The 13,982-nt window shown below is 43.3% G+C and carries 9 protein-coding genes; all 9 read right to left on the minus strand.

The features are described from left to right. Positions 1–54: 54 nt before the first annotated feature. The 9 genes from gltB to AAEY75_RS11655 all read right to left on the minus strand — a co-directional run bounded on the left by gltB (position 55) and on the right by AAEY75_RS11655 (position 13,848). The gene (gene gltB / locus AAEY75_RS11615; protein WP_197218141.1) at positions 55–4,518 is read right to left on the minus strand and encodes a glutamate synthase large subunit; all 4,464 of its coding nucleotides are present in this window, start codon (positions 4,516–4,518) and stop codon (positions 55–57) included. A gap of 876 nt (positions 4,519–5,394) precedes the next feature. Further along, the gene (locus AAEY75_RS11620) at positions 5,395–6,477 is read right to left on the minus strand and encodes a hypothetical protein (RefSeq protein WP_197218140.1); all 1,083 of its coding nucleotides are present in this window, start codon (positions 6,475–6,477) and stop codon (positions 5,395–5,397) included. 129 nt (positions 6,478–6,606) lie between these two features. Further along, entirely contained in the window at positions 6,607–7,710 is a 1,104-nt protein-coding gene (gene aroB, locus AAEY75_RS11625; protein WP_197218139.1) for a 3-dehydroquinate synthase, read from the minus strand. An 86-nt stretch (positions 7,711–7,796) separates the two neighbouring features. After that, positions 7,797–8,363: a shikimate kinase AroK gene (gene aroK / locus AAEY75_RS11630; RefSeq protein ID WP_197102250.1), complete on the minus strand. Its 567-nt coding sequence runs from the start codon at positions 8,361–8,363 to the stop codon at positions 7,797–7,799. 191 nt (positions 8,364–8,554) lie between these two features. Continuing rightward, a complete protein-coding gene (locus AAEY75_RS11635; protein ID WP_352259661.1) occupies positions 8,555–10,864 on the minus strand; it encodes a type IV pilus secretin PilQ in 2,310 nt (769 codons plus the stop codon). 26 nt (positions 10,865–10,890) lie between these two features. After that, positions 10,891–11,424 carry a pilus assembly protein PilP gene (locus AAEY75_RS11640; RefSeq protein ID WP_110924105.1) on the minus strand — a complete coding sequence of 178 codons (534 nt, stop codon included), beginning with the start codon at positions 11,422–11,424 and terminating at the stop codon, positions 10,891–10,893. Beyond that, the gene (locus AAEY75_RS11645; RefSeq protein WP_197218137.1) at positions 11,424–12,143 is read right to left on the minus strand and encodes a type IV pilus inner membrane component PilO; all 720 of its coding nucleotides are present in this window, start codon (positions 12,141–12,143) and stop codon (positions 11,424–11,426) included. Before AAEY75_RS11645 ends, AAEY75_RS11640 begins: the two co-directional genes overlap by 1 nt. Continuing rightward, positions 12,140–12,793 (minus strand): PilN domain-containing protein, encoded by a 654-nt coding sequence (locus AAEY75_RS11650; RefSeq protein WP_197102256.1) that lies wholly within the window; start codon positions 12,791–12,793, stop codon positions 12,140–12,142. Before AAEY75_RS11650 ends, AAEY75_RS11645 begins: the two co-directional genes overlap by 4 nt. Then, positions 12,793–13,848 (minus strand): pilus assembly protein PilM, encoded by a 1,056-nt coding sequence (locus AAEY75_RS11655; RefSeq protein WP_110924108.1) that lies wholly within the window; start codon positions 13,846–13,848, stop codon positions 12,793–12,795. Before AAEY75_RS11655 ends, AAEY75_RS11650 begins: the two co-directional genes overlap by 1 nt. Positions 13,849–13,982: the final 134 nt, after the last annotated feature.

Raw genomic sequence — 13,982 nt, forward strand, 5'->3', positions numbered from 1 at the left:
ACCTGCTTAAAACTTGTGAGTTAAAACGTATCTTAAAATATATCGGCTATCGTACTATTGCGGATCAGCCATTGTCGTTTTAAGAAGGCTTGCAATGTTCGCCGCTTTTGGTTTTACCAAGTAAAACTTACGAACGTAGTGTTCAAAGTCATCTAATATCGTCTGACCCCATGCACTGCCTGTTTTAGCTACATGCGTTTCAATCACTTGTTGCAAGTGGATGCGATGTTCCTCAGTTTGCTCACTTGAGATACGGTTAAGATCGATCAGCTCATGGTTGCAACGGTCAAAGAAATCGCCATCCATATCTAGTACATAAGCGAAACCGCCCGTCATACCCGCCCCAAAGTTAAGGCCTGTACGTCCAAGGATGGTGACAATGCCACCTGTCATATATTCACAGCAATGATCGCCAGTGCCTTCGATGACAGCATGCGCGCCAGAGTTACGAACACCAAAGCGCTCGCCTGCCGTACCCGCTGCATACAACTTACCACCTGTTGCACCATATAGACAGGTATTACCAATGATGGCGGTATCTTGCGCTGTAAAGACTGAGTCTTTTGGTGGATAAATGACAATCTCACCGCCTGCCATGCCTTTACCGACATAGTCATTGGCATCGCCTTCGAGCTCAATATTTAGACCACCTGCATTCCAAACACCCAAACTCTGCCCTGCAGTACCAGTTAGATGCAATCTCACCGGCATGTCACTCATGCCAAGATTGCCCCATACTTGCGCGATTTCACCAGAAATACGGGCACCGATAGAGCGATCACAGTTACCAACATAATAGCTATAATCACCGCCTATTCCTTGACGAATATTGAGTAGCATATCACTAACCATTTGTTCAGCTAGCAAACCTTTATCAAATGGCTCGTTGCGCTCTACCTGACAGGTTTGTGCTTTACCAGCACTCGCTGGATGACTAAACAATAACGGCGTTAAATCAAGATGACGCTGTTTATCAGTGTTGCCTTCTAGCACTTCAAGTAAGTCAGTACGCCCGACCAGCTCTTCCATACTACTAACACCAAGTGCCGCTAACCACTCACGAGTTTCGGTCGCCACAAACTTGAAAAAGTTAATCAACATCTCAGCTTCACCAATGAAATGCTCATCACGTAACTTAGCTTTTTGAGTAGCAACGCCTGTTGGGCAGTTATTCAAATGACAGATACGTAGATACTTACAACCAACCGCAATCATCGGCGTAGTACCAAACCCAAAGCTTTCTGCACCAAGAATGGCCGCTTTGACCACGTCAAGTCCTGTCTTTAGACCACCATCGGTTTGCACACGTACTTTATCTCGTAGTCCATTGACCCGTAGCGACTGGTGAGTCTCTGCCAGACCTAGCTCCCATGGTGAGCCTGCATGATGGATAGAAGACAGCGGAGAGGCTGCTGTGCCACCATCATAGCCTGAGATGGTAATTAGGTCAGCATAGGCTTTTGCCACGCCTGTGGCGATCGTACCAACGCCCGGACGTGATACAAGCTTAACCGATACCAAGGCATCAGGATTGACTTGTTTCAAATCAAAAATCAGCTGCGCCAAATCTTCGATAGAATAAATGTCATGATGCGGTGGCGGTGAAATCAATGTGACGCCCGGCACTGAATAACGCAAACGTGCAATCAGAGCATTGACCTTGCCACCAGGCAGCTGACCACCCTCGCCCGGCTTAGCACCCTGAGCAACTTTGATCTGCATGACTTCTGCTGAGCGTAGATACGCAGGTGTTACCCCAAAACGTCCAGAAGCAATTTGCTTAATCTTCGAGTTACGCAACGTGCCATAACGTACTGGATCTTCACCGCCCTCACCAGAGTTTGAGCGACCACCGATGGTGTTCATTGCCATAGCAATTGATTCATGCGCCTCAGGTGACAATGCACCTAGTGACATGCCAGCGGAGTCAAAACGCGTCAGGATTTTAGAGATATCTTCGACATCGTTTACATCGATAGAGTTCTCAGTTTTTAACTTTAACAAGTCACGTAAAGTGGCGACTGGACGACTATTGACCAGATCTGCATAGCGGCGGTAGTTTTCATAGTCACCAGTGCGTACAGCCGTATGTAAGCTGTTGATCACGTCTGGGTTAAAGGCATGGTACTCTTTATTAAAGACAAACTTGAGTAGACCACCTTGATCGAGCGGTGCACGACGCTTAAAGGCATTGGCTGCCAATTGCGCTTGATCTGCGGCCAAGTCAGCAAAGGTAGCTCCTTTAATCCGGCTTTGCACGCCTTTGAAACATAAGCTGACCACTTCTTCTGAGAGGCCAACTGCTTCAAACAACTGAGCAGCACGGTAAGAAACAATGGTAGAAATACCCATTTTTGATAAGATTTTTAGCAATCCTTTATCCAAGCCTTTACGGAAATTAACCCGCGCCTGAATCGGATCGCCAAGCAGCTCACCAGTTGCCACCAAATCATCGATAACATCATAAGCCAAGTATGGATACACGCAGGTCGCGCCAAAGCCAATCAATACCGCTACTTGATGTGAGTCACGAGCCAGACCTGTCTCGATGATTAAGTTAGCATCGGTACGGATACCTTGACCAATAAGATAATGATGCACGGCACCCGTTACCATAATGGCATTGGCCGGCACTTTATCCGCATCGATGTCTCTGTCAGACAACACGATTAAAGTATTACCAGCACGAATAGTAGTTGCCACTTGCTCACAAATAGCGGTGATGGCTTCTGATAACTCTAGAGTACGGTCATAGTTCAAATCAATACGAGCCATCTTGAACGCTGGATCGTCCAAGGTTTCGAGCTGCTGCATCTTGCTGGCTGACAATACTGGCGATGACAAGATAATACGATGAGCGTCTCGCGCTGACGGCGCAAACACATTGGTCTCAGCACCCAAGCAAGTCTGTAGCGACATGACAATGGATTCACGTAATGGATCAATCGGTGGATTGGTCACCTGCGCGAACTGCTGACGGAAGAAATCGCCGACATGACGAATCTGCTGTGACAGCACTGCCATTGGCGTATCATCACCCATCGAACCAACAGGCTCTTGACCATTTTCGGCGTTAGGGCGAATGATTTCAGTACGCTCTTCATTGGTGATGTGATACATTTTTTGCAATGTTTTTAGCTGATCGCCGCGACATGATTGCGCTGCTAACTCTTCTTCTAGGCGCTCGTCATCACGGATACGGGTCGCTTCTTCGCGTAACCATTTACGATATGGATGCGCTTTTTTGAGCAAGGTAGCAATGGCTCTAGTATCTAAAATCTGACCTGTTAGTGTATCAATGACCAGCATCTGACCTGGACCGACACGCCCTTTTGCTAGCACATCTTTAGGGTCATAATCCCAAACGCCAACTTCAGAGGCGACAGTGATATAGCCATTCTTAGTCGTTACCCAACGTGACGGACGTAGACCGTTTCTATCGAGCATACAGACGGCATAGCGTCCATCTTGAATGACCAGACCAGCAGGGCCATCCCACGCTTCCATGTGCTGCGAATAGAACTCATAAAAGGCGCGCAAGTCCATATCCATGCTATCGACGTTCTGCCATGCTGGCGGTACAAGTATCGACATTGCATGGAATAAGTTCATACCACCTGACATAAGCACTTCAAGCATGTTATCTAAACTTGATGAATCAGAACCACTGCTATTTACCAACGGTGTCAATTCATTCAAGTTAGGCAGTTTGTCTGATTTTAACTTTGGCGTACGGGCTTCAGACCAGTTACGATTACCAGTAATGGTATTCAATTCACCATTGTGAGCGAGATAACGGAATGGCTGTGCTAATGGCCAACGCGGTAAAGTATTGGTCGAAAAACGTTGATGGAACACCACAATATGTGACGCCAAACGCGCATCTTGCAAATCTAAAAAGAACGCTGGCAAGTCTGATGGCATCACCAAACCTTTATAGATAATAGTCTGACAGCTCAATGAACAAACATAGAATAGTTCATCATCAATCAGTTGCTGCTCTGCTTTTTTACGTGCTACAAACAGCTTACGGTTAAAGTCATCCGCAGCCAAATCATCAGGGGCATTGACGAATATCTGTTTGAAATCCGGTAATGTCTCACGGCCAATCTCACCAACGATACTAAGGTCAAGCGGTACGTCGCGCCAGCCAGCAACCTCTAATCCTTGTGCTGCAATCTCATCACTTAGCACTTGCTGGCTATGCTTGGCTTTAGCCTCATCTAAATTGACGAACACCATACCAACGGCAAAGTTTTCAGTAATTGCTAATTGTTGCTCAGCAGCAATCTTTCTAAAAAACTCAGTAGGCGTGGCCAGTAATAAACCACAACCATCACCAGTTTTACCATCAGCAGCAACACCGCCACGGTGGGTCATACAGCTTAGACTATGAATAGCTGTTTTTACCAAATCATGACTGGCTTGCCCTTCAATATGAGCAATCAAACCAAAACCACAGTTATCAGAAAAGTCATCTGGCGTAGCCAGGTGAGTTTGCGAGGAGATCATTGACATAGCTGGTCCTTTTGAGTAAACGGGTTGCCTATATATCCAATGCGGCACATAAGCTAGTCCCCGTAAGCAGAACGGGCTGATAGTTAATATTCGTATATTGGATTCAATAAATGATGCAACGCTCATAGACATAATGCGTTAAGAGTGTCAAACCTTCGACTCTTTTAACGGATAGCATCTGTCTCAATAAATAATTAGCGTCTTAATAGATAGTAAGTAATTGCCGTTGGCAGCGAGAGAAAGTACTGCCCTGTATACCAATTACCTAGTTACCAATAACGTCATATCGTTATCTTGAGTATCGCTTGTTATTAAACCCCGTCCAGCACTTAAAACCAATTAGCTGAATAGTTAATAACAATGCATTTGATTAATCTTGAATATCTGACGCTCTGTATTCAAGCGCGTTATCAACCCTAATAAAGGGTGACAATAAGAGAGGTTGCTACACTTGTGATCGCTTGAATATGCATAACAAGTAGCAGCGCTTGAGCCAAAATAATTAGTAACCTATTTTATAAATAGTGGGATTTTACTAATTGACTGTTAAATAAGTAGTTTTTACGATAACTATACAGAACGTCGCCCACAGTTATATTAGTTAATGATGACCAAAAAATCTAGTCTTTTCTACGGATTCATCAACCATATTTTGTAAGAGAACTTATTACTATTGGTTATAAGACAACTAAAAACTGTGTGCAAAACTTAATGTGAAGTAGCTATTACTATGTTTGGCTGAAGTAATTAATTTGAGCTTATCCCATCAAAGCCCTTATTTTTGATGTTAATAGAATGCTATATAACGCGCCATAAAAAACCCACTAATTATTCGTTAGTGGGTTTTTAAATTATAATGATAATGATAATGAAATATTAATTACTTTTGGCTTCTATCAGTGCTTTTATGCTGTCATTACCATTTTTAGGAGTGTTGGCATTAGCAGTTGTGTTACTAGAATTTGCACTATTAGCCGTACTCGGCGTCTTAGCTGCTGGTATTACTGGTGACTTTGGCGTAGCAGCTGGTGGTTTCGGTGTTGGCACTACTGGAGGTTTTGGAGGAGTGGTGTCAGCACCTGATGCAGGCTTTTTGTTATCCTGTTCAGCTTTGCTAGTAGCACCGTCATCTTTCGTCGTCGTAACAGACGATGACTGCTCTTCGTTCACCACAGTACGCTGTTCATTAACAGATAAGGTGTCAGAGGTATCCGCTGACTGACGAATGCTTTCAGTGCCATTTGTATTGCTTTCTGCGGTTTCAGCAACTGGTTTTTTCTGACGTACTGGTACTTCACGCTTAGTCGGTTTTAAGTCAATAGAGCGAGTACGTTTGGTGCTCAAATCTTTCATTGGATCAGCACGCGTGTAGTTATCGATAATACCAACATATCGATTAATTTCTTCTGGTAACACACGCACATCAGCAGGTAATCTAAAGTCGATAAGCTTGGCTGCTCCAACCGCTTCCTGTGGACTACTCATCAGTCCATAAGTCAGCATATAACGCATTTGCTTTTCATCATCGAGATAACGGAAATAAGCAAATTTGTTACGGTCTTTGCGACCTTCTAGATAACTAATAATCACATCGTTTTCAGCGACATTCATCACCTGTACAGTCCATTTACCTTTATTGGCCAGCAGATAACCCTTGTCTTTGAACTCATCGGGATAATTACGCAAATCTTGAATCGCTGCATCAAAACTGAGTGGCTGTACATCCGTATCTAGCTCATGCAACGATTCAATTTTTAAAGGTTGCTCAAGCTCAGTACTCAGTGTTTCCGGTGCAGATATCGGCGCATTTTCAATTTTGGCACCCATCGCTGGCGTTTGACTAAACATCCAAATCAGAGCCGTTAGCACGCCTAATAACAAAGTGACTACCAGCCAGATCAATGCTTGACGTCGATAAGATTGGCTAGCGCTATGCGGCGTCGGTCTTAATGCTGCCATGGGAATATCCTTGGTAAAAATAAAATTGACTGCATTAAATAGATGCACAGGTCATTAGCATTACTGTGAATCAGCTCTTATAAGCGCTTAATTTCAGTATGCACTTATGAAAGCTGATTTTTTGATACATTATACGCTCGATTGCGATAACACTTCTGTCAGAAGCTGGGCATCAAAATCATCGGTCAATACAGCCTTACCCAGTGATTTTAACAAAATAAGGCGAATTTGTCCTTGTTTCACTTTTTTATCATGCCCCATCAGATTTAAAGCAGTCTGTGTATCAATAGGTGGTGCGGTAGTGGGTAAATTTGCCAATGTTAAAATACGTTTAATACGAGCGACTTCCTCGACCGTTAACCAGCCAATTTTTTGTGACAGCTCGGCAGCTTGTAACATACCTGCAGCAACAGCCTCACCATGCAACCAATTACCATAGCCTTGATGCGTTTCAATCACATGACCAAAGGTATGACCAAAGTTCAACAACGCACGCACACCGGACTCTCTCTCATCTTGTGCAACCACGTCCGCTTTATACTGACAACAACGCTTGACCGCCTCGCCAAGTACAGCCAAATCTAATGCCATCATTGCAGGTAAGTTTTCCTCAAGCCAGGTTAAAAATGCCTCATCCATAATGAGCGCATATTTGATGACCTCAGCCAACCCTGCTGATAGCTCACGAGCAGGCAAAGTTTTGAGCGTACTCATGTCAGCAAGCACCATTTGGGGCTGCCAAAAAGCGCCAATCATATTCTTACCCTGAGAATGATTGATACCCGTCTTGCCACCCACACTTGAATCCACTTGCGACAAAAGCGTCGTTGGAATCTGGATGAAATCCACCCCACGCATAAAGCTTGCTGCAGCAAAACCTGTCATGTCACCAATGACGCCGCCACCCAACGCAATAAGCGTGACGTCTCGATTGAAATGCTCCGCCATCAATGCATCATAAATTTGGTTGATACTGGCTTGATCTTTATATTGCTCACCATCTGGCAGTACACAGACTCTAACCGTAAACTGCTCTGTCAACGCTTCTTCTAACGCACTTAGATACAAAGGCGCTACCGTCTCATTGGTGACAATCAGTACTTGGCGACCACTAATATATGGCGCTACCTGTTTTGCCATACTGCTATTATCTATCGCAGTGTTTTCAGTAATGACAATTGGATAGTCATGACTTTGCGTATGAACGGTCAAACCATCATGAAACAGTGGCATTGCCAACACTCCTTAAGCATTGTGAATGAGATGAAAGTCGCTAAATGTGAGTAATCATAATTGAGGTGCTATTGGTTTCTTATGACTTATGATTCATTTTCGTTATGTTCTGGCGTTATCGTCGCAGAGTTATTAAACGACGCTAATTGCTGTAAGAGCTGACTGACCATATGACGGGGATAAGTATGTCCGGTTGGCATAATAATATGGGCGACTTGACGATATAGTGGATCGCGTTTGCTATATAAGTCTTGCAGTATTTTTCTAGGATTAGGCTGCTGTAGTAATGGGCGTGATTTATCTTTAGCAGTACGGGCCATCTGCACATCAACGGGCGCATTTAAATAAACCACAATACCGCGTTGCTGTAAAAACGCTCTATTTTCAGCACACATAACGGCACCGCCACCAGTCGCTAATACGATTTGGTTTTTTTGGGTCAGCTCATCGATAGCCCGTGTCTCACGCTCACGAAAGCCTGCCTCACCTTCTTTAGCAAATATCCAAGCAATATCAGCGCCTGTTTGCGATTCAACATACCAATCACTATCTACAAAGGTGCGACCTAACTGCTTAGCAAGCAATTTACCGATAGTCGTCTTACCTGCTCCCATCGGTCCTACTAAAAACACCGATGGCAATTCCTCAACCATAATACTTACTCAGTTAAATTAGCTATCATACAACGTCATCGATATTCTGGCTAGTAATGAGGCCTTATTATTACCAGTCAAACTTGGCTAATAGTAAAAATAGGGCAAGAAAAAAGCAAGCGCTTAGGCTTGCTTTTTTCTTTTGTGAGATAACAAAGTATTAATTTTGCTTCACACACCTAATATCATCATTAGTCTAAACGACTAACACCATCATTAATCAGTTTAGTGGTGATGAAAATCAATAACTCTTCTTTTTCATTACTACGGGTATCTTTGCGGAATAAGCGACCAACATAAGGCAGATCACCTAAGAATGGTACTTTTTCTACGCCGTCAGCGATACGGTTTTTGAAGACACCACCAAGTACAACTGTTTGGCCATCTTCTACGATGATATTAGTAGAGATAGAATCTTCAGAAATGGCCACGGCGCCATTATAAACCGTTGGCGCGCCATTTTTGATGTTTAAGTTTAGACTGATTTTGCCATCAGGTGTGATGTTCGGTGTCGCTTCTAAACTAAGTGCAGCTTCTATAAAGCTAGTTGTGGTCGCACCACTTGCCGATGCTTCTTGATAGGCAATTTGCGTACCAGAAGAGATTTTGGCCGTTTGCTTATCTGCGGTCAAAATCTTAGGCGTAGAGATCACCTCACCACGATTATCCGCTTGCATGGCTGATAACTCAAGATCTAGTGTATAACCTGACAAACCAAGCAAACCAAACGCAATACTACCAGCAGGATTAGAAACCCCAAGATCAACGTTTAAATTATCAGGACGAGTAATATCGTATGAAACCGTACCAGCATCACTGTCTATGTCAAAATCTCTGAGATCCCATAAGGTTTGATCGCTACCACCAACCAATAAACTGCTGTTACTAGCAGCACCATCAGACAAGATACCCCAACTTACCCCAATTTCTTTGCTAAAGCTATCCGAAGCACTGACAATACGCGCTTCAATCATGACTTGACGAACTGGAACATCAATCTTTGCAATCAGTTTATGAATATTTTCAATACTGGCAGCCACATCTTTAATAATTAAAGTATTGGTACGCTCATCAACTGTTACTGTGCCACGATTGGACAATAAAGTATTATTGTCATTCGTATTGCTAGTAGAATTACTACTAGATGAGCCTTTACCCTGAGATATCAGCGTCAAAACATCTTGCGCTTTGGCATAGCTTAAACGAATGTATTCAGTGCGCAGTGGCGAATATGACTCAACTGCTTGCTGTGCTTCAAGCTCTTTCGCTTCTTGCTCAGCCAGTTCAGTAGCAGGTGCTACCAAAATTACATTGCCATTTTCACGCTTACCTAGATTCTTACTTTTCAAGATGATATCAAGCGCTTGATCCCACGGTACGTTGATAAGACGCAAAGTGATATTGCCAGAGACTGAATCATTAGCCACAATGTTCATTTCAGTAAACTGAGCTAGGATATCTAAGACACTGCGAATCTCAACGTCTTGGAACTCCATAGACAAAGGCTCACCACTATATACTCGCTCTTCAAGCGTCGGCTCACGTAATAACGCCGGCTTATTGATGCTAATATTTAGTTGATTGCCCGACTGATAGGCTTGATACTCATAATCTTCAGTCATATTGATAGTAATGACACCATTTTGACCTTGGTTTTTGGTATCAATACTATTAACAAGACCGCTATTAATATTCAGACGGCGTAATAGATTTCTTGGCACTGTACTACCAGTTAGGTTTACTACCAATTTATTGCCTTGGCGTTGTACGTCAACTGGAATGGCCTCATTAGTCAGGGCGATACTGACGTTACCACCACCATCTTTTCCTGCTGCAAAATTAACCGCACTCAAACCATCATAGCTATATTGCGTTCTTACTTGCGACGCAGCAAGTTGTGGACTTAGCAGTGGATTCACTCTGACAACCATCGTATCGGCTGGTACTTGATTTTTAGTCACAGTCTTATTGGTTGTATCAACAGCGGTATATGCGCTACTCGTCTCTACAATCGGTGTCGTTGTGATTGTATTATTAAGTACGTCTTGAACAGGGTCATTGGTCCTCAATGAACGGCTAGGATCAGTAATGGTCAATACTAAATCATTACCGTCAATCGTCGTCGTATAAGTGCCTGTCTGTTTTAAACCAACAATAAGGCGCGTGGTACTGTCACTACTTAAGGTAGTAACATCATTTACCATACCGATATTATATTCGCTAAAGCGGCTTGCAAGTCCATTTTGCACTTGTTCAAAATCTAGTACCAAGCGGCTAGGATCATCAAGCTGATAGGCTGCAGGCAGTACTGGCACGCCTGCAAATCCTAAACGTATTTGCGTTACTGCTGGAGCAGTTTGTACCACAGAGACGTTATTAATGCGCTGTGCAGCATTGGCACTGTTACTCACTGCTACCATGCTGATTGCCAATGCTGAAATGGCAAAAGCAGAAGTTACGCGGTTGCTCATCATCATTACCTTGTTATTGCGTACTGTCATTATTTATTCCTCAAAAATCTGCCGACTTAGCTTATAGGGGAAACCAGCGACTGGGGTTTTTCAACAAACCCTGCGCGGCTGTCTGGCACAATTTCAATCAAGTTAATCTGAGTCGGCGTGATTTCAACAATACGGCCGTCATTTACTCCAAGATAATCACCTACTTTAACGCTCGCGACTGAACCATCAGGACGTTGTATTAACGCATATCGCTGACCTTCAGGTGAAACAACGACGCCGCGAAAGACCAGTTGTGACAATTCATATTGCTCAAGTGGCTCTTTTACTCTGGTAATGTCAGGACGAACACCATCGATAGAAGTGCTAGGACCTTGTGTATTGACCAGACTAGGTGGCAAAAATGGGCTACGCTGTGCACTGGCGCTATAGACAAAGTCTTCTACAAGCTCAGCTTTGGGCGGTGGATCGATGGGCTTTGCAGGCTTATTACGGATGTCCGTCATTGCCTGCTCTGCCATACCAATACGATCAGCACATCCTGTCATTGATAAAACAGCAACGCTTAAAGCCAGTAGCATAGGCAGTTTTTGAATAGTCATTAGTTGCCTCCTGCATTATCAGTAGTAGCGACCGTATCAACAGCTTCAGGATCAGCTTCTTTCGAGCGATACGTCTTTGTGTTCAGTACCAAATTAAGTTCTGGTAAGACATCTAAGGTTGGCTGTGGGTTGCTGACTTCGAAATCATGCATCGTAATGATTCGTGGTAGTGCTGCAAGACCACTGATAAAGCTACCAAACTGATGAAACTCACCTAAAGCTGCAATACGAATAGGCTGCTCAATAAAGAACTCATTCTCAATTTCAGGTTCTACAGAAATATCTTGGAAGCGTATATTGCTGCCAACACCTGTCATATTGATACCCTCTACCAACTCTGACACACGAGTATCTTTTGGTAACTGGTCCAATAAAGTATTGAACTCTGTTTCCATTTGAACAACTTGTGCTTTATAGGCTTCTAAATGACGCGCACGTGATTCTTTTTCACGGTAGCTCTCAAGCAGCGTATTTTGCTGGCTTTCAGCAGCAGTTATTTCATCAATTTTACTACTAATCGGTAGAGACCATGACAATGCTGCTATAAGCGTAATGATAAGACCAATTACCGTGACTTTTACGGGTAGCGGCCAGCTGCCGTAGTTGTCTGAATCTAACGATTCGAAACTGCGACGAAACTCCTGTAAATCAAACTGTTTCTGTGATTTCGAGGCAGTTTTTTTGGTTTTGATTAGGCTTTTTTTACGGCTAAGTTTCATAACTCACCTCCAGGCCCAGTACTGGCATCATCAGGTGCGGCGGTCTCCGACTGAACTTTAGTCGTTACCACAAACTGAACATAGCTGTCTTCAGGATAAACAGGACGAGAGCTCTCACCACTAGTGACTGTATTGTTAAGCACTGGTGCGGATTCATAAGCGCTAATATTCTGTTGAATGTTGCTCACTGCAGAATCACCCATCCACTTACTATTATCAAGATTTAGAATCAATCTTGACACAACATAAGGGTTATCAGCACGACCTGTTAAAGTAAGTGTGTCACCTTCACGTTTTAGATTGTTTAAATAAAGCGCAGGCGGCATAGCTTTAGCAAGATCGTCCCATAGACGTACAGGTACAGGACGTCGTCCTTGTAAGTCCTGAATAACCTGCATACGTGAGATGATATCTTCACGGCGCTGTTCTAAGCTATCAATTTCAACCAATGCCGTATCCAAAAGAACGTTTTCTTGTTCTATCAAGGCATTCGCATCACGCTGCTCAGCAAGTGCATTGTTAAAGTAGCTCCATGAAGCAAATGCAGCCAATAGGCTAAGCAAAATCACCGCAACTACCAACGTTATAAATTCTTTGTTGCGACGTTCGCGTTCTTCTTGTCGCCAGGGTAAGAGGTTAATACGAGCCATTAGTCGAAGCTCCTTAACGCAAGACCGCACGCGGCCATTAAGCTTGGTGCATCAATAGTTAATTGCTCATTATCAATATTTGGCGCAATAGTCATATTGGCAAAAGGATTAGCAATACTAACCGTCACACCCAGTTTTTGTTGTGCCATACCTGCAAGACCAGCGATAGAGCTGCTGCCACCAGCTAACACTACATGATCGATACTACTATATTGACTTGAGGAGAAATAAAACTGTAATGAGCGAGTGATTTGCTGAATGGTATTTTCCATAAAAGGAGTCAGCACATCGAGGTAGTAATCGTCAGGTAATGTACGCTCACGCTTACTAATCGCAGCCTCTTCAGCAGATAGTCCATAACGATTTTGTATCGCTTCTGTCAACTGAACACCACCAAACAACTGCTCACGACTGTATATGAATTCACCATTTTTAGCGACATATAGAGTCGTTTGATTATGCCCAATGTCAACCAATGCAACCAGTTCTGGGTTACTTGGTAAGTTATCTACCATAAGCCCAAAAGCACGTTCAATGGCGTGAGACTCGATATCCATAACCTTGGTTTTCAAGCCACCAAAGGTTAATGCGTCAACTCGTTGGTCAACATTTTCCGAGCGAGATGCGGCAAGTAGTACTTGCACCATCTCATCACTGGCCAAAGAAGGACCTAAAACTTCAAAGTCCAAGTTAACGTCTTCTAACGGATAAGGCACGTATTGATCAGCATCTAAACGTATTTGAGCTTCACGCTCAACATCGTTTAACGTGGTATCCATGTCAATGATTTTGGTAATCACAGCTGATCCTGAGACCGCAGTAGCAGCGTCAGCACCAGTAACATGGCAACGTTTAGCTAAGCTGGTAATCGTATTACCAACCGCTTCCGTATCTAAGAGAAGTTTATCGACGACTACACCTTCCGGCAGTCTCTCAATGCCATAAGATTTTAGATGAAACATGCCTTGTTGGCGCTGTATGTCAACCAACTTCACTGAAGTGGCACAGATATCCACACCAATCAAATGTTGACTTTTGGAAGTAAATAGCCTCACAAACTCTATACCTTATATTAAGTGTACAATCTGATAGTTATTTGTAATAATTGAATACAATACTTTACTTAATAGATAGATTCAAGCATTTAAATAAGTTATTCAGTCTAACTTACACATTTATTATGACCTGC

The sequence above is a fragment of the Psychrobacter sp. TB55-MNA-CIBAN-0194 genome (genome assembly GCF_040309505.1).
In the GTDB taxonomy this organism is placed as follows: domain Bacteria; phylum Pseudomonadota; class Gammaproteobacteria; order Pseudomonadales; family Moraxellaceae; genus Psychrobacter; species Psychrobacter fozii.